The sequence below is a fragment of the Sorangium sp. So ce448 genome (assembly GCF_051520915.1).
Taxonomy (GTDB): domain Bacteria; phylum Myxococcota_A; class Polyangia; order Polyangiales; family Polyangiaceae; genus Sorangium; species Sorangium cellulosum_B.
The window spans coordinates 10,152,444-10,169,678 of record NZ_CP150343.1 but is presented as its reverse complement, the minus strand read 5'-3'; the positions used below and the strand labels follow the sequence as shown (position 1 = coordinate 10,169,678).

Genomic DNA, 17,235 nt, shown 5'->3' with positions numbered 1-17,235 from the left:
CGGGGCGAAGGGTGCAAGGCGACCCGGAGCCTCGAGCGTCGAACCAGGGTTTGGGCCGGCGGGCGCCGCAAGGCGATCTGGAGCCCCGGGTGTCCACCTGGCGGGGCGGTGCGGCGAGGCTCTGGCTTGCCTGGGTGAGCGCGGTGGCTCGCGGCGAGCTCCGGCGCCAGCTCTTCGACTCCGTGAACCTCATCCTGATGGCGTCGCTCGTTGTTCAGACGTGCATTTACGCCCTGAACTCCGAATCGATGGCGCAGATTGGCGCCAGCGATGTCCCGCGAAATTCGTCGTACGTCATTTATTACTTCACGAGCGACAACGGCTTCTGGCTGATCTTCTTCCTCGCGCACATCATGACGAGCGCGGTCGTCGACGATCTGAAGCACCGCTTCGCCGAGGTCGCCTACGCGTTCCCTTGCGGGCCGCGGACCTATCTCCTCGGCAAGTACCTGGGCGCGCTCGCTGCCGGGCTCGCGGTCGCCGCGTCCGTGTCGATCTCCTGGGTGCTGGTGCCCATGGCGATGTGTCACCTCGCCGGGCGCGCCGACCTGTTCATGCCCACACCCTGGACCGAGGTCGCGCACGCCTACGCGCTCTTCCTCGTGCCGAGCGTCTTCGGGTTCGGCACCCTGTACTTCGCCGCGGCCGTGTGGAGCGGGCGCTCGGCACCGGCGTACGCGCTGTCCTTTCTCGTCATGGCCGTCTGGATGGTCGGCATCCTCGTCCTGTGGCGAGGGGCCGTGGACCGCGAGGCAGGGGAGTGGCTCGACCCGATCGGTTTTAACTCCGTCGCGGCGCAGCTCTCGTATTGGACGGCCGAGGAGCGCATCCACGGCGCGATGAAGCTGACGGGGCCGTTCCTGACGAACCGGCTAGGTGTGATCGGGCTTGGTGCGCTTGGGCTCGTCGCCGCCTTCGCGCGGCCCAGCGCGGAGCGGCTCCTCTTCGGATTCAAGCGGGCCGGTGTCCCTGGACCACGGGGGGTTTGGGGCGGAGGGCGCCGTCAGGCGACCCCGAGCCCCGGGCGTCCGACCGGCGCGCTTCCGTCGAGCGGGGTGTCCATCCCTTCGGCGGCCAACGCCCAAGCGCGCTTCGATACCCGAGCCCAGATCCGCACGGTCGCGCTCATCGCCTGGCAGCTCCTCGCCGAGAGCCTCCGCTCGCGCGGCACCCGGATGGTGCTTCTCCTGGGGCTGACCCTCATGGTGGCAAGCGCCATGTTTCAGCTCGACGGCGGGGCGGACGGCCCGCAGCTGCCCTGGGCCGGTCTCGTGGGGCTGCGGCTCGTGGAGTTCTTCTACATGCCTGCGGCGATCTTTCTCTGCTCCTCCGCTGGCAACTGGGTCACGCGCGAGCGGGACGCCGGCTTGTCGCAGATCCAGGACGCGCTGCCGGCGCCGACGTGGGTGATCGCGCTCCCGCGCGCGCTCGCCCTTGCGGGTCTCGCCCTCGCGCTCGCGCTGGCTCCGACGTTGAGCCTGCTCCTCGTGGAGTTCGCGATCGACCGCGCCACGTTCGCCCCGCGCGAAGGCCTGTTCTTCGCGTTCGCCGTCATCTGGCCCGCGAACCTCCAGGTCGCCGCGCTGGCGCTCTTCTTCTACAGCGTGGTCTCGCGCCGCGCGTTGGCCCATTTCCTGGCGTTCAGCGCGGTTTTTCTCTGCGTCATGAACCACTCGCTCAACGTGGTCTCGCAGACGGCGCTCCAGTACGCGATGCCGATCCACGTCTTCTATTCACCCCTCACGGGCCTCGCGCCGTGGATCACACAGGCGATCTGGGTGAATGGCTGGCTCTTGTCGGTGGCCGCAGCGATCGTGTTCGCAGCGGTCGTCTGGTGGCCGCGCGGCACGGAGCTCGCCTTCCGGGCGCGCCTTCAGCGCGCGCTGCGCGAGCGCTCGTCGGGCCAGATACTGATGCTCGGCGCGATCGTGGCTGTCGGCGCCCTCTGCGGGCTCTGGGTGTACAGGGCTGTCAATGTCGAGAACAGATACCGCTCTCCGGAAGAGGAGCGCGCCGAGGCGGCCTCGTACGAGGCGACGTACGCCGGGGTCGCCGATGCCCCGAGGCCGCATGTGGTGGAAGGGCGGCTCGAGATCGAGCTCCGCCCGGCGGAGCGCGAGGCCCGCCTCGTCTACGAGCTCACGCTGGAGAACGATGGAGCGCGGCCCATCGAGGTGCTCGACTTCGACGTCCCCGAGAAGCTCTCCCTCGCCACCATCGACATGGGAGACCGGACGGTCGCCTCATGGGACCGCGACGATCGCTTGCGGCATCACCGGATCACGTTCAGGCGGTCCCTGGAACCTGGGGCGACGGTCCACGTCACCTGGCGCGGCGTGGCGTCATGGCCGTCGTTTGCGAACGAGGGCAAGCCGCACCCCATGTCCTCCGAGGGGGCCTGGCTGCAGGACCAGGATCTGCTCCCCAGGCTCGGGTACGACCGGCGGCGAGAGCTCCGCGCCGCGGGGTACCGTCGCGAGCATGGATTGCCGGCGCGGCGCCCCCTCCCGATCGCCCCCGACACGGCATCTTCCCAGCAGGCGTACGGCCTGGAGAGCACGGCGTTCCCCTTGACCGTCACCGTGCGGGCCCCGGACGCGCTCGTCCTGGTGGTCTCCGGCGCGGCCGAGGGGCACGGGCAGGTCGAAGGGCGCGTGTCCGGGTCCGAGCGGCTCGCCATCGTCGCTGGCCGCTACGCGCGCACGAGCGGCGCCTTCGGGGGCGCGGAGGGCGAGGTGTCCGTCGATGTCTACCACCACGCCGAGCGGGTCGCGGCGGCGCGCGCCTTCCGTGACGCGGCCGTCCGGTCGCTTGGCGCCTTGTCGGCGCGCTACGGCGACTATGGACGTCCACGCGTGCGCATCGTCGAGGTCCCGAGGGCGATCAAGGCGACAGGGCTGTTCGGAGACATCGTGCTCCTCTCCGACGAGGATGGCTGGGACGACACCCCCGAGAACCCGGGCGTCCTCTTCGCCACGGCGCAGCACCTGTCGAAGCGCTGGTGGATCGATCGGCTGCACCCCGCTCACGTCGCCGGTTACGCCACGCTCGGAGAGGGATTGCCCGTCCTGAGCGGCCTCCTCACCGTCGATGCCGTGCTCGGCCGGGAGACCCGCAGGGCGATCTCGGACCGGATAGGGGAGAAGGTGCTGCGCTCGATCGCGGAGGCGCGCGAGCCGGTCGTCCCGCTGGTGGCGGCGGACGCGGGCGCCTACGTGCCGCTCTACGCGGGCCTCGCGCTGCAGCGGATTCGCGACGAGCTCGGGCCGGACGCCTTCGACGGCGCGCTCCGGCAGCACCTCGGCGCGCAAGGCGGCCGGGGAGCGCCGGGCGCGAGCCTCGCGTCCCTTGCCTCGACATGGGAGGCGCTGCCCGGCGCCGGCTCGGCCGCGGAGGGCTTGCGGACCGTGGAGTCCTGGGCTGTCCGCGCGCTCTCGGCCGAGGGGGCGCCCGGCGGAGACGGGCGCTGGAACATCACCCTGGATCTCGCGTTCACGCCGTACACGTTCGAGGGGCATGCGTGGCGCCCTTCCGTCGCCTCGGCCTCCGCGCAGGCTCCTCTCACGCTCGCGCTGCTCGACGATGCAGGCAACGAGCTCTCCCGCGTGCTCGCGGTGCGCAGCCCCGGCGCTGATCGCGTGACGTTCACGTCGGAGCGCCCTCCGGCCGCCGTCGCCGTCGACCCGGATCGCGTGCTCCTCGATCGCAGCCCACAGCAAGATCGCGCTGCAGTTCGGCGTGTGGGGGTGCGGTGGGCGCCGCTCGGCAGGCTGATCGTGCCGGCGGCCCTGCCGGCCGCCGAGTAGCCGGCAGGGCCGCCACCTCATCCCGTAGGGCAACGGCGCGGCTCACGATGCTGGAGAGCGAGGTGACCAAGGCAGCCCGCGGTGGCCGGTCGGTCGGCTCGACGGATCGCAACGGTTCGCCCTCGCGGAATCGTCCCGCACGCTCGCCTGCTTCCTCATCGGTCTCCGCGACGTCTACGCTGGTTCTTGATACGCGCTCTCAGAGCAAATTGGGGCCAGGATGCCGTCGACTCCCCTTGAAGGATGGCCGCAGGGTGCGACAACTTGCTGCACCCAGGAGAGCCGAGCTTCGAGTAGGCTCCGTTCCGTTCCGTTGCGGTGGCGACGACATTGTGACCTCGTAGCTTGAAAGGTTGGCTGATGGTTTGTTCAATGGCGCGTGTCACGTTCCTTGGCGTGGCCTGTCTCGCGGCTCTGAGCGGATGCGGCGGGAGCGATGAGGACGTCATCTCGAAGACGTTCGCGCTGAGCTTCGCCGCCAAGGTCGGCGACAGGCCGTTCTCCTGCACCGACACGTTCGACGGAGTCGGCACGACCGGATCGTCGGTCAACGCGCTCGATTTTCGCATGTACGTCTACGACGTGCGGCTCGTTCGCGGCGACGGATCCGAGGAGCCCCTCGCGCTCGAGCAGGATGGCCAATGGCAGCGCGACAAGATCGCGTTCCTCGACTTCGAGGACGGCACGGGCTCCTGTGAGACCGGCAGCCCGGAGACGCGGACCGAGGTGGTTGGCACCGCGCCCGCCGGCGATTACGCCGGTGTCAGGTTCAACGTGGGTTTGCCCCCGGAGATGAACCACCTGGACGCGGCGACGGCCCCGGCGCCCCTGAACATTCCCGGCATGTGGTGGTCGTGGAAGGGCGGCTACAAGTTCGTGCGCCTCGACCTCATCTCGACGATGAATCCGACCTACTTCTTCCACCTCGGAGGTACGAAGTGCGAGGGGACCGTGAGCGAGGGGTACTCCTGCGCGGCTGACAACCTCGCCGATATACGTATCGACGGGGTCGACCCGGAGTCGAGCACCATCGTCTTCGATATCGCCAGGTTCTATGCTGCGTCCGACCTAGACCACCAGGTCGACGGCGAGACGGATCGCACCTCCGGTTGCATGTCGTTCGAGGGCGATCCAGAGTGCCCGCCCGTCTTCAACGCGCTTGGCATGGGCTTCGATGGCGTGAACCCGTCCGCTGCGCAGACCGCTTTCCGGGTGGAGTGAGATGTACATCCCTAGAACGGCGACCTGCCTGCTCGCGTCGTTATGGGCCTGTGGGCTTGCCGGCTGCGGTGCCTCCGACGAGGGCATGGACGAGCCGAGCGACGCGGAGATCCTGCCGGGCGACCCTCGCTTCGAGCGCGATCCGGCGCTCGACGTGGAGAACATCAGCGCCGCTGCGGAGAGGCGCAGCCACAACATGGGGCAGAACTGCATCGGCTGCCATCAGCCCCACGGGCCTGGCAAAGGGCTCTTCACCACGGCCGGGACGGTGTACGCGCCGTCGGGCACGCCGGTGGCAGGCGGAACGGTCGAGCTCCGCACGGCCGGCGGAGGCGAGGGAGATCTCGTGCTCTCCGTCGCCATCGACGGGAACGGGAACTTCTTCACGACCGAGCCGCTGCCCTTCCCGGACCAGGCGCTGTTCTTCTTCGTGCGGTCCCAGGACGGCGAGGGGACGAACGAGATGCCGTTTCCATCCATCTCTGGAGCGTGTAACCTGTGTCACAACGAACAGCGCCGCATTCTGCTGGAGTGATCCGCGCAATCGCGTCGGCGGGGCTCGTCGCGCTCGCGGCGGCGTCGTGTGGGGGCGAGGCGGAAGCGACCTCGCCGGTCGATGGCTACGAGCTCGCCCTGCCCGTCGGCTTCCCGAGGCCGTGGGTGCCGCCCGACAACCCGATGACCGAGGCGAAGGTCGCGCTCGGGCGCGCCCTGTTCTTCGACGAGCGCCTGTCGGGCAATGGGACCATGGCGTGCGCCTCGTGTCACGAGCGCGACAGGGGGTTTGCCGACGGCAAGCCGACCCCGACCGGCTCGACAGGGGACACGATCCCGCGCAACGCGATGGGGCTGGCCAATGTCGCCTATTTCCCGCTGCTCACGTGGGGCAACCCCACGCTGTCGTCGCTCGAGGAGCAGGCGCTCGTCCCGATGTTCGGCGAGAACCCGGTCGAGCTCGGGATCACCGGCGCCGAGGACGTCGTGCTCGGCCGGCTCCGCGGCGACGAGGCGTACAAGGCCGCGTTCGCCGCTGCCTTCCCCGGCGAGAGCGAGCCCATCACGTTCGATACCGTCGTGAAGGCGATCGCGACGTTCGAGAGGACGCTCCTCTCCGGGCGCTCCGCGTACGATCGGTACACGTACGGCGGAGAGGCGGGCGCGATGTCCGAGGCGGCGTTGCGCGGCATGGACCTCTTCTTCTCCGAGCGGCTCGAGTGTTATCACTGCCACAGCGGGATCAACTTCACGACCGCCTTCCGGAGCGCCGAGACGAAGCAGGCGGAGATGGATTTCCACAACACCGGCCTCTACAACCTCGGCTCGGACGGGGGCTATCCATCCGGCGGAGAGGGGCTGTTCGAGTTCACCGGAAACCCGGCGGACAAGGGGAAATTCCGCGTTCCTTCGCTGCGCAACGTCGAGCTGACGGCGCCCTACATGCACGACGGGAGCGTGGCCACCCTGGAGGAGGTCGTCGATCACTACGCCGCGGGAGGCAGGACCCTCGACGACGGGCCGTTCGCGGGCGTGGGCAGCGAGAACCCGAACAAGAGCACGCTCGTCAGGGCGTTCACCATCACGCCGAAGGAGAAGGCGGATGTCGTGGCCTTCATGAAGAGCTTGACCGATCCGGAGTTCGCAGCCGTGGTGGACGGCGCGCAGGCGCCGTGACCGGTGGGTGGCACTTCCCTCGGTTACATCGGCCGGCCCCCGCTCGCGCGGACGATCTCCCCCGTGACCGCGGTGTTCGCCGCGGAGCACAGGAAGACGATCGTCGGCGCCACCTCCTCGGGCGGCAGCAGCCGCCCCACGGGATACGCCTTCCCGCGCTGCGCGACGAGCTCCGGTGATGCCTGCGCGCTCACCCTGTCGGTCAGCGTGAAGCCCGGCACCACCACGTTGGTCAGGATCCCGTGTGGCCCGAGCTCGCGCGCGAGCACGGACGTGAGCCCGTGGAGCGCCGCCTTGGCGGCGCCGTACGGCCCTGCGCCCACCACCCCGTCGAGCGCCACACCCGAGGAGATATTGACGATCCGCCCCCATCCGCGGGCCCGCATCGAGGGCACCGCGGCCTGGATGGCAGCGAAGGCGCCGTCGATGTTGTCGTGGATGACGCCCTGCCATTCCGCGAGCGGGATGTCCTCGAAGCGCGGCGCGTCCCAGGGCAATCGCTCGCTCCAGCGGACCGCGTTGTTGACGAGCACATCGATCTGCCCGAAGCGCGCCACGGTGGCCGCGACAGCCGCCTTGACGGACTCGACCGACCCGAGGTCGAGCTCCAGCGCGACCGCCTCGCCGCCTCGCCCCTCGATCTCCCGGACGACCTCTCGGGCCTTCTCCCGCTCGCTCCGGTAGGTGAGCGCCACGCGGGCCCCCTCGGCCGCGAGCTGCAACGCCACCTCCTTGCCGATCCCCTGCGAGCCACCGGTCACCAGCGCGGCCCTCTTCTCCAGCCCCAGCTCCATGCGACACCTCGCTTTCGACAGGAAGGTAAACAAAATGGAAGAAACTTCCAAGATGAAACTGGAAGAATCCTACAGTTGGGCCTGCTGGCCAGCGGTGCGCGGCTGGGGTAGGGGAGGGGCCATGGCCGTGGCTCGACAGAACGGCGTGGCCCGCCGGGAGGCGCTCCTGGACGCGGCGCTCCGCTGCTTCGAGCAGCGGGGCCTCTTGCGCACGGGCATCGAGGACGTGCGCAAGGAGGCGGGCGCGAGCCCTTCGAGCGTGTACCACCTCTTCGAGGACTTCCCGGCGCTCGTGGCCGCGCTGCTGGAGCGGACCTTCGAGCGGCTGGTGGGGCACGTGACCGCGCGCGTGCTCGCCGCGAGGACGGCGCGCTCGGCGGTGAGGGCGCTGGTGGAGGCGCACTTGACCTGGGTGTTCGACCACGAGGGCGAGGCGCGCTTCATGTACCAGGCGCTCGCGCTGGAGCTCGACGGGCATCACCGCGCCGCGCTCCGGGAGACCAAGGCGCGGCTCAAGGCGGAGACGATCGCGCACCTCTCGGAGCTCGGCGTCTTCTCGGGGGCGGGCTCGTCCGAGGTGATGGTCGATGTCGTGCTGCTCGGGCCGGCGCACCAGGCCTGCCGCGCCTACCTCTCCGCGCCCGGCGCCGTGGACCCCGCGTGGATGAAGGCGACCCTGCCCGAGCTCGCATGCGCAGCGATGGGCAAGGTCGACCCGGCGAAACGCGCGGCGCGGACAGGGAAGCGCGCCGCCGGCGTGGAGCCGCGCCAGCAGGCCGGCGGGAGACGGAAAGGCAAACCAGGTTGAGGAGGTGTCCGCTGATGCTCATCGCGACCCCGCTCTCCGGGCGAAGTCCTCCATGGGTACCCGAAGCCCGATGATGTCGCGCAGCGCATCGATGGCCTTTGTGCGTCGCCTGTAGAGCGTAGAGAGAGGCAGCCCCGCGTCTTCCGCCACCTGGGCCATCGGGATCCCATCCAGATCGTGTGCCACGAGAACGAAGCGCAGCTTCGGATCGAGCTCGTTCACCGCCTCGATCGTGCCCGTTCTGATGCTGTCGGATTCCATCGTAGCGGCGGCATCCGGCGCGGGATCGGCAAGTTCGATCAGATCGACGAGCTCCTCCCTGCGGTGCTTCCTACGCTCGTGATAGTGCGAGGCAACGTGTACGGTGATCCCGTTCAACCAGCGTTCCGGCCTGCCCCGCTTCGGATCGAACCTGGGCCAGCTCTCCCAGGCGGTGAGCCAGACCTGCCCTGCCACGTCGGCACGATGGCATCGTGGGACCCCCAGCCTCCCCAGCAAGCTCAGCACGGCACGAACGAGCGCCGGGCAAAACAGGCGCGCGTGCGCGGCGGCTCGCTCGTCGTCATTCGACGGACGACCCATGGTTTCACCCTCCCCCGACGGCGATGGAGAGCCCGAGCGGCGAGACGAGCCACATCGCACCCAGCCTGTCCTCCATGTTCCCTCCTGAATCGTGAGCATTCGTGTCCGACGCATGGCGGAGCGCGGCCTCGTGCTGCTCGACGACAGCACCGACCTCACCGCTTGCTTGGCTGTGGATGGACAGCCGACCCGTCAGCGAAGCTGCCTGAGCATCTCTTCGCGCTCCACCGCGAGCCGACCGCGCGGGAACTCCTCCGCATGGGCCTCGAGCAACCGGCGCGCCTCGAGATCCGCCTCCGGGCTGCGAGCCTCGATGGCCGTCCGGGCCTGGCTGATCAGGCTCCTCTCGCGCGCGCTGATCGCCTGCTTCGCGTGCGTCGTCGAGGACGACGCACGCGGAGCAGCCGTGACCGAGGGAGGAGGCGTCTTGGTCGCACCGGCGCCATCCTGTCCGGCGCCGCGCTCCACGGGGAGCGCAGCGGCCTGCGCTGCAGGTGATGCGGAGGACGTCCCCGCCTGCCCGGCGCGGCGCTCCGCGGGGAGCGGCGCGGAGACCTGCCCCGACAGCGCGGGCCAACCGTCATCGAGAGCCGATCGAACCCACGCCTGCAGCGTGGACGAGGAGGTCACGGCAGCGACCATGGCGCTCATGAGCACGACGGTCGCCCCCTGTACCAGGAGCCTCCAACTCCAGCGGAGCAGGGAGCCAATCCATGCCCGGCGTGGAGTGAGCCCGAACGGAATGACGCAGGGGGTCTCGTCCCATCCGCGCGAGCGTTGCTTCGCCCTCCGGCGTTGCGCCGCCTCCTCCAGCTGCTCGAGGGCTCGACGGTGCAGCGTCTTCACGGCGTCGGGGTGAAGCCCGAGCTCCGCGGCGATCTGGGCCAGCGGGATCTCCTCGATGTCATGCCTGATCAAGATGTCCCGGTACTTCGGCTCGACACCGTCGATGAGCTCCCACAACACGGCTTCCCGCTCGCGCCACCTGAGCAGCTCTTCCGGCGTGGGGTGCTCGTCGTGAAGCTCGGGGTCGCCAGACGGCGTCAGCACCTCTCGCCGGCGGCGCGCGCTTCGAACATGGTCACGCGCCTGGTTGGCCGCGATCGCGACGCGGTACGGCGCCGGGTCCCCGCCTGCCTCGATCCGTCCCTCCGCGTCGAGCCCCCGGAGCAGCGCGTCCTGCGCGACGTCCTCGGCATCGCGCGCCGGGACCCCGAAGCGCCTCGCCAGGCGCCGGAAGAGCTCGAAGCTGCTGAAGGCCCCCGCTGGCTTGCCCATGCCGGTAGCACGTCTGAGCGGCCCTCCCGGGGTCAGAAAAGTGAACGGCCCGGTCCATTTTGGTGGGACAATACGCCCCAATATGCCACCTGCGCGTTGACGCAGTATTCAGTGCCTAGAAGAGAAGATGACATTGCTGGTTCGCGCTGAAATTTCTCGCGATAAATGCACCCGCAGGGCGATTTCACCCGCCATTGACGCCGAGCAGTTGACGCAACTACTGTCGTGAGATGCGTTGCGCTCCACAGTTCCTCTCGATTCTCCTTGCGGTCGGGGCATCGACATGCCTCACGAGCGCGGCGCGTGCCCAGGGCGGCTCATCGACGACAAGGTCGGGAGAGCGCTCGACGGTGAAGGACCATGTTCGCCGTGGCCAGAGGGCGCGCGCGGCGGGGCAATGGACCGAGGCACACGCCGCCTACAAGGCCGCCTTCGAGGCCGCTGACCCAGCGTCGAGCACCGAGCGCGAGCGCGCGGAGATCGCCGGGGAGCTCGGCCTTTGCGAGGTCGCGTTGGGCAAATACCGCGACGCGGCCGAACACCTCGCCTGGAGCCTCGAGCAGCGCGAGGCGCTGCCGGCCGCGCTGCAGAAGCGATTCGAGGAAGGGCAGCGCAAGGCAACACCGCATGTCGCGAAGCTCCGTGTCTCCGTCGACCCGCCGGACGCCGAGGTGATCGTCGACACCAAGCCCATCGGCCGCGTCGCGCGCGTCTACACGCTGTTCGTCGAGCCCGGCCTGCATACGGTGCGGGCCCGAGCACCGGGCCGCGAAGATGCGTTCCAGACCTTGCGCACCGTGGCGAAGGCGGAGCACGACATCTCGCTTCATTGTCCGCGCGCGGCGGTGAGCAGCGCCAGAGAGAACGCACCGGGTTCACCGAGCGAAACGCCTCGCGCCCTGAGCTCCCCGGCGGCTGCGCAGACGCGACCTGCGAGCCCATGGGCTTCCTGGCCGGGGACGGCGCGGATAGGCGGCATCGTGGTGACGACGGCAACGGCAGCGGCCGGCGCGGTCTTTCTCCTGCGCGCTCACGTCATCCATGGCGATCTGCGCGAGCGAGACATCACGCGTCGCGCGCTGGGGTGGACGTCCCATACGTGCCGGGATGCCAACGCACCGGCGTCGTGCGCCGGCATTCGTGACCAGGTGAACGAGCGGGATCTGTTCGCGACCCTCGGCACGGTGTCGCTGGCGACGAGCGCCGTGTTCGGCGTGGCGACGGCGGCCTCGTTTTTCACGGAGGTTGCCCTTTTCGGTGGTGCGCCCAAAGCCGCTGGCGTCCGCCTCGTGCCGCTGGCGACGAGCGACCGGGCGGGTGTGCTCGTCGAAGGAGCCTGGTGAGGGGGAGGCGAGGTCATGCGTTCTAGATCGATGGGTCCCCGTCGAGAGGTCCTCCGTTCGCTGGCGTCGGTCGCGCTTGGTCTGGCTGGAGCGGCCACCAATACGGGGTGCTACTCGGACAGCTGCGCGGACAGCTACTGGTGCGAGGTTCCGCCGCCGGAGCCATCTCCTTGTGACGGGGATCCGAAGACGGCGGCGGCGCTCGACGTGTGCGGCGTGTTCGTCAGCGAGCAGGGCGACGACAACAGCCCCGGCACGAAGGACGCGCCGGTGAGGACGTTGCAGCACGCGATCGGCCTCGCCGCGCACGGGCGAAGCCACGGCGAGGAAGCGACGCGGCGCGTGTACGCGTGTGGCGGGTTGTTCGAGGATGCCATCTCGCTCCCCCAGGGGGTCGATATCTGGGGCGGCCGTCTGTGTGCCGGCGGCGACTGGTCCTATGGAGGGCCGCTCGACGAGCAGAACGCGTTGACCGTCATCGCGCCGCCCGTGGGGATCCCGGTGCGGGTCCTCGGGGGAGACGATGCGGTCATTCCGGAGGAGGATGCGACGTCGGTGATCTTCGGCGTGCGTGTCGTGGCGGCTGACGCCTCCGCGAGCGACGGCAAGTCGTCGATCGCGATGATCCTGGAGCATGGGGCCAGGGCGATCGTGCAGGGGAGCGTGATCCTCGCAGGCGACGGCAAGGATGGAGAGCCGGGCGAGGACGCGCCGAGCTTCCGCGCGAAGGCCGGCGTGGTTGGGACCGACGGCGCGGACGCCTGCACCGCGGATGCCGCGCGGGGCGCCCTTCCGGTCGTGACCGTGTGCGACGACGGGATCGAGTCGACGAGTGGCCAGGGGGGCGATGGAGGCCTCGAGACGGGCGGCGACGGGACGTCTGGACTGCCGGAACCGGTCGGGACTCCGGACAACATCGGCCTGGGTGGCATCGGCGCGTCCAGCATGCCGTGCACGGAAGGGGAGCTGGGAGCAGACGGCGCCCCTGCGGAGCGCGCTGCCGGAGCAGTGGAACCTGGTCTCCTGGACCTCGACGGATGGATCGGCGTCCGCGGGAAGGACGGGAAGCCGGGCGGCGTCGGCCAGGGCGGCGGCGGAGGTGGCGGCGGCAAAGGACGCGACTCCACCATGAACGCCTGTCCGGCAGGTCGGCCCCAGCGCGGAGCGGCCGGCGGATCGGGCGGCAGCGGCGGCTGCGGCGGCAAGGGGGGCAAGGGGGGCGGCTACGGCGGCGCGAGCATCGCGATCGTGGCCTTGCAGGGGAGCGACCTCACGGTCGATGCCAGCACGGTCCTCGGGGCCAAGGGCGGCAATGGCGGCGTCGGCGGAACGGGCCAGTGGGGGGGCCTTGGCTGGGACGGCGGTCTCGGGGGCCACGGTTCTGTGACCGACACGTCGCGCGGGTGCCGTGGCGGCCGTGGCGGCAAGGGCGGTCGAGGGGGCGATGCCGGCGGCGGCCTCGGTGGCCCCTCGCTCGGCATCGGCTCCGTGGGCGCCTCCGTGGCCATCTTGCAGACGGCGACGGTCAAGCCCGGACAGGCCGGCACCGGGGGGCTCGGCGGCAATGCATCCGCAGAAAACACGGACGGCACGGGGAAGGATGGGATTGAGCTGTTCTGGTACAGGTTCGATGCGCCAGACCCGGAGCTGCCTCGATGAACCGCCCTGTGCTGGCGGCGCACGTCAGGAGACGCTCATGAGGAAGATCACCGCTGCTACCTTCGTCCTTCTTTTGTCGCCGTGGGTGACCGGCTGCGGAACCGTGCCCGACGTGAACGACCCTGGCGTGATCCCTTGTGAAGACACCTCATGCGAGGACGGGCCGCCTCCGGAGTCGGTCTGCGTCGAGCACGTCGCCGCCGACATCCTCGACGACGGCTGCGGCGTGTTCCTCGCCGGAAACGTCGGTGGCGGAGACGACAGGAACCCCGGCACGAAGGCGAAGCCGGTGTACACCATCGAGCGCGCCATCGAGCTGGCGCGCGCTGGACGAGGGCGCGTGTTCCTCTGCAACGAGGGATTCATCGTGAGTCAGTTCAGGGTGCCCTCCGGCGTGGATCTTCTCGGGGGCTTCCACTGCTTGAAATGGGAGCGCGATCCCCTCCGCCCATGGACCCTGTTCAATCGCGACCGGGTCGACGGCCCCATGGTGATCGTCGAGCCCGCGGGCCCCGGGGACACGGGGGCCGTGGATGGGGTGTCGAGGCTCGCCGACCTCCACTTCACCTCGTGGGGCCCGATCGGCTTGCTCGCTCAGTCCAACACGGCAGTGGAGATCCTGCGGAGCGAGATCGGCGCTGGCCATGCGTACGGCGGCCCCAGTGGCGAGAAGTGGCCTCATTACAGCCAACCGGACGGACCGAACGGCATGTTCGCTGCGGAGGGGTGCTCGGCGACCGTCGTCGCCGGCGGGCCTGCGCCCGTGAACCGGTGCGAGAGCGGGCACATGACCATCGGCGGCAAGGGAGGCGACGGGCTGCCCGACAGCGCCGAGGATGGAGGCGACGGTGAGCCCGCTCCATCGCGGGATCCTTCATCCTCAGGGGTCGGTGGTACCGGGGAGCAGGACAACGTTTTCTGCCACAACGGATCCGACGGCGGCCCGGGGGCTCAGGGGACGCAGGGCGCGCCCGGCAAGGGCATCGGGCGCCTCACCGAGGCCGGGTGGGAGGGCGATACGGGGGGCGAGGGAACGTGGGGCACCCCGGGCCAGGGCGGCGGCGGCGGCGGCGGTCGCCGGGGCGGGCTCGCCGTGTGCGGCGCGGCTTCCAAGGGAGGCGGAGGAGGAGGCTCCGGCGGGGCCGGCGGCTGCGGAGGCCGGGGGGGCCGCGGGGGAGCGAACGGACGTCCGACCATCGGCGTCCTCGCGCTTCACGCCCGGGTGACCGTGCGCGACAGCGTGATCACGGCGCTCTCTGGCGGCGGCAAGGGCGGCGACGGTGGCCCCCCCCAGGAAGGCGGCCGAGGCGGCCGAGGCATACAGGGCGCCGACGACGTGGACGCCGTTCAGGGCTGCATGGGTGGCCGAGGCGGCCAAGGAGGGCCCGGCGGCTACGGCGGCCCCGGGCGCGGCGGCGACTCGATCGGCGTCGCCTACCTCGACGAAGATCAGCTCACGCTCGAGGGCGTCACCATCGAGACCGGACAGCCGGGCGTGGGCGGCACCAGCTGGAACCACGATGGCAGCATGACGGTGGGGGAGAGCGGCGAGGCCCACGAGACGTTTCGGTTTCCTGAATAGCCGAAGTCACGTCATGGGAGAACGGCACGGACCTCCACGACGGCTGCCACGATTGCAGCAAGGCAGGTAGCGAGGCGAACCGCCGGGACGCCAAGAAACCATGGGAGCACGAGGGGACATGCGGGGACGGCCCTCCCGCTCTCCTCCTGGCGATCTCGGTGGCTTTTCTGCTGATCGGGGCACCTTCCAGCACTCGTGCTACGACGAAGCTACAGGTGCCGAGTTCGCGGCCCAACTCGCCAGGAAGCTCCAGGCCCAGGCGACCATGGCGGCCGGCGGCTCGTCTCCACCGTCCCACGAGGCGACCAGCGCTTCGAGCCCGCGCGTAGCAGCTTCGAACTCGCCCTTGGCAGCGATGCCGGTTGGAGTCATCGGCGGCTCAAGGAGCACGCGAATCTTCGCAAGCGCGCTCATTAACTCATTTTTGCGGAGGACGCCATCCGTCCTCACCACACAGTAACAAGAACCGCTCTGCAACTCTGGCATCAGGCTCCACAAGATGGAGTAGAGCGCCGCAAGCACGGTGAGAACCGCGACGAACGGCTCTGTCAGGTTGCTCGCTTCGATCTGGACGCCGGGTGCCGGCTCATCAGACGGCGACGGCTTCACCCACCTGTGCTGGTCCGTGAACAGGCAGTCGTAGAGTCTAGCCTCCCCGGGGAGACGCAGGCCCGGCATCACATCGGGCACGAGCACGGTCCCGATCTCCGGCGGCATGCGTTCGCAACCGAAGGTCGCTTCGATGTCACCGGAAATCCACTCCGCGCATGGCTGCTCGTCGGGCAACAGATCGAAGGTGGCATATTCCCTACTGATGATGGCGAACTTTTGGCTATCGTCCGGACGAGCGACGACCCTCGGATCGAACGGGCTGCGCCGAACACTAAAATGTAGGCCTAGAAACTTGACCGAGAACGAGTCCCTGGTTTGCTTCACGATGTCGATCGTGCGCGAGCTATGGACGATGTAGTAAGGAGCCAGAAAGCTCACATGGAACCATAGCGTTCGACCCGTGGACTCCGGCATGTCGATCGAAAAAGAGTAACAGGCGTCGCAGCCGCCGGCGGGGAGATGCAGCGAATGGTTCATGAACCTACCAGGGAATCCGTCTCGGATGCGACGCCGCAGGGAGCGCCATCGGTCGCCCTTCGATGCCTGGATCCGCGCGCGCACGAGCCGGTCGTGCTCCTCGGTCTCCATGCATCGCTGGACGTCGATATCGCCATCCTCTTTAATCCCAACCCCACGGGGATAGTATCGATAGACGATATCGAGCAGCTCATCAACGTTGTATTTCATAGATGCGCAATCCTCGGGCCGACGTGTCTGTACTATCCATCCAGCGGCGGGCTCGGCAGCATGCGGACGGCGGCGCGAATCTCAACGACGGCTACGAGGAAGCTCCGGGCCTCGGGTCGAACGGCGAACTCGCCAGGAACCGGGAAGCCCAGACGACCATGGCGGCCGGCGGCTCGCCTTCACCATCCCACGAAGCGATCAGCGCTTCGAGCTCGTGCGCGGCGGCTTCGAGCTCGCGCTTGGCAGCGATGCCGTGAGGAGTCTTGGGCGATTCAAGGAGCAGGCGAATCCTCGCAAGCGCCTTTGTAGCTTCCTCTTTGTGCAGGACCCCATCTGTCGTCACCACCCAGTAGGAAGAGCCACTCTGTGCCTCTGGCATTAGAGTCCATGCGATTCGATAGATCGCCGCGAGCACGGTGAGTACTGCGACGAGCGAATCTGTCAGGTTGCTGGCTTCGATATCTGCGCCTGGTGCCGGCTCTTCATGCGGTGATGGCTTCACCCATGTATGCTGGTCTGAAAACAGGCAATCATAGAGCCTGACCTCACCCGGAAGACCCAGGCCCGCTGTCACATCGGGCACGAGCACGGTCCCGATCTCCGGCGGCATGCGCTCGCAATCGAACGTCGTTTCGATGTCGCGGGAAATCCGTTCCGCGCACGGCTGCTCTTCCGGCAAGAGTTCGAAGCTAGCGTAGCTCTTCCTGACAGCGGAAAACCTGAGACTATCGTCCGGGCGCGACACGAAACTTGGATCGAATGGGCTTCGATGAACAAGGAAACGCATGTCTCGAAAGTCGACTGCGAACAAGTCTTTCGTTTGTTTCACGAACTCAACCGTGTGCGAACTATGGACAATATAGTAAGGAGCCAGGAAGCTCACATGAAACCAGATCGGCCTGCCGACGGAAATTGACAGATTAATCGTAAATGAATAGCAGCCGTCCCAGCCGCCGGTGGGGAGATGTAGCGAGTGATTCATGAGCATGCCAGGGAATCGTTCTGCGATGCGACGCAGCATGGAGTGCCAGCGCTCGTCCTTCGATGCCTGGATCCGCGCGGACACAAGCCGGGCGTGCTCCTCCGTCTTCTTGCAGAGCTGGACGTCGATATCGCCATCCTTGGTGAGCCCAGCCCCACGTGGATAGTATCGATAAACAATGCCGAGTAGCTTATCAATGCTGTGTCTCAT

13 protein-coding genes are annotated in these 17,235 nt (G+C 68.6%); 8 read left to right on the top strand and 5 right to left on the bottom strand.

Going from position 1 to position 17,235, the window contains the following annotated elements:
• The first annotated feature begins 89 nt into the window (after positions 1 to 89).
• The 4 genes from WMF45_RS38395 to WMF45_RS38380 all read left to right on the top strand — a co-directional run bounded on the left by WMF45_RS38395 (position 90) and on the right by WMF45_RS38380 (position 6,698).
• Positions 90 to 3,806 (top strand): hypothetical protein, encoded by a 3,717-nt coding sequence (locus WMF45_RS38395; RefSeq protein ID WP_437710901.1) that lies wholly within the window; start codon positions 90 to 92, stop codon positions 3,804 to 3,806.
• 372 nt (positions 3,807 to 4,178) lie between these two features.
• Positions 4,179 to 5,027 carry an MbnP family copper-binding protein gene (locus WMF45_RS38390; RefSeq protein ID WP_437710900.1) on the top strand — a complete coding sequence of 283 codons (849 nt, stop codon included), beginning with the start codon at positions 4,179 to 4,181 and terminating at the stop codon, positions 5,025 to 5,027.
• A gap of 1 nt (position 5,028) precedes the next feature.
• Positions 5,029 to 5,562: a carboxypeptidase-like regulatory domain-containing protein gene (locus tag WMF45_RS38385; RefSeq protein ID WP_437710899.1), complete on the top strand. Its 534-nt coding sequence runs from the start codon at positions 5,029 to 5,031 to the stop codon at positions 5,560 to 5,562.
• Positions 5,559 to 6,698, top strand: coding sequence for an MbnH family di-heme enzyme (locus WMF45_RS38380; RefSeq protein WP_437710898.1), 1,140 nt, complete (start codon positions 5,559 to 5,561; stop codon positions 6,696 to 6,698). The genes WMF45_RS38385 and WMF45_RS38380 overlap by 4 nt, the downstream gene beginning before the upstream one ends.
• 23 nt (positions 6,699 to 6,721) lie before the next feature.
• Here WMF45_RS38380 and WMF45_RS38375 read toward each other — a convergent pair whose 3' ends face one another.
• Positions 6,722 to 7,492: an SDR family NAD(P)-dependent oxidoreductase gene (locus WMF45_RS38375; RefSeq protein ID WP_437710897.1), complete on the bottom strand. Its 771-nt coding sequence runs from the start codon at positions 7,490 to 7,492 to the stop codon at positions 6,722 to 6,724.
• Positions 7,493 to 7,613: 121 nt separating this feature from the next.
• On the opposite strand from WMF45_RS38375, the gene WMF45_RS38370 reads away from it, so the two are divergent.
• Positions 7,614 to 8,300: a TetR/AcrR family transcriptional regulator gene (locus WMF45_RS38370; protein ID WP_437710896.1), complete on the top strand. Its 687-nt coding sequence runs from the start codon at positions 7,614 to 7,616 to the stop codon at positions 8,298 to 8,300.
• Positions 8,301 to 8,318: 18 nt separating this feature from the next.
• Here the strand turns inward: WMF45_RS38370 and WMF45_RS38365 are convergent, their stop codons facing one another.
• Together WMF45_RS38365 and WMF45_RS38360 are read right to left on the bottom strand one after the other, a co-directional pair.
• Complete coding sequence (locus WMF45_RS38365; RefSeq protein ID WP_437710895.1) at positions 8,319 to 8,882, bottom strand: sigma-70 family RNA polymerase sigma factor; 564 nt, start codon at positions 8,880 to 8,882, stop codon at positions 8,319 to 8,321.
• Between the two features lie 192 nt (positions 8,883 to 9,074).
• The gene (locus WMF45_RS38360; protein WP_437710894.1) at positions 9,075 to 10,160 is read right to left on the bottom strand and encodes an RNA polymerase sigma factor; all 1,086 of its coding nucleotides are present in this window, start codon (positions 10,158 to 10,160) and stop codon (positions 9,075 to 9,077) included.
• 230 nt (positions 10,161 to 10,390) lie between these two features.
• Between WMF45_RS38360 and WMF45_RS38355 the strand changes: the two genes are divergently transcribed.
• Genes WMF45_RS38355 through WMF45_RS38345 form a run of 3 tightly spaced genes read left to right on the top strand, consistent with a single transcriptional unit; the run spans position 10,391 to position 14,744 of the window.
• Positions 10,391 to 11,503, top strand: a complete 1,113-nt coding sequence (locus WMF45_RS38355) for a hypothetical protein (protein WP_437710893.1) — start codon at positions 10,391 to 10,393, stop codon at positions 11,501 to 11,503.
• A 15-nt stretch (positions 11,504 to 11,518) separates the two neighbouring features.
• Positions 11,519 to 13,162 (top strand): hypothetical protein, encoded by a 1,644-nt coding sequence (locus WMF45_RS38350; protein ID WP_437710892.1) that lies wholly within the window; start codon positions 11,519 to 11,521, stop codon positions 13,160 to 13,162.
• A 37-nt stretch (positions 13,163 to 13,199) separates the two neighbouring features.
• A complete protein-coding gene (locus WMF45_RS38345; RefSeq protein WP_437710891.1) occupies positions 13,200 to 14,744 on the top strand; it encodes a hypothetical protein in 1,545 nt (514 codons plus the stop codon).
• Between the two features lie 198 nt (positions 14,745 to 14,942).
• Here the strand turns inward: WMF45_RS38345 and WMF45_RS38340 are convergent, their stop codons facing one another.
• Together WMF45_RS38340 and WMF45_RS38335 are read right to left on the bottom strand one after the other, a co-directional pair.
• On the bottom strand, positions 14,943 to 16,043 hold the full coding sequence (locus WMF45_RS38340) for a hypothetical protein (RefSeq protein ID WP_437710890.1): 1,101 nt from the start codon (positions 16,041 to 16,043) through the stop codon (positions 14,943 to 14,945).
• A gap of 91 nt (positions 16,044 to 16,134) precedes the next feature.
• A complete protein-coding gene (locus tag WMF45_RS38335; protein WP_437710889.1) occupies positions 16,135 to 17,235 on the bottom strand; it encodes a hypothetical protein in 1,101 nt (366 codons plus the stop codon).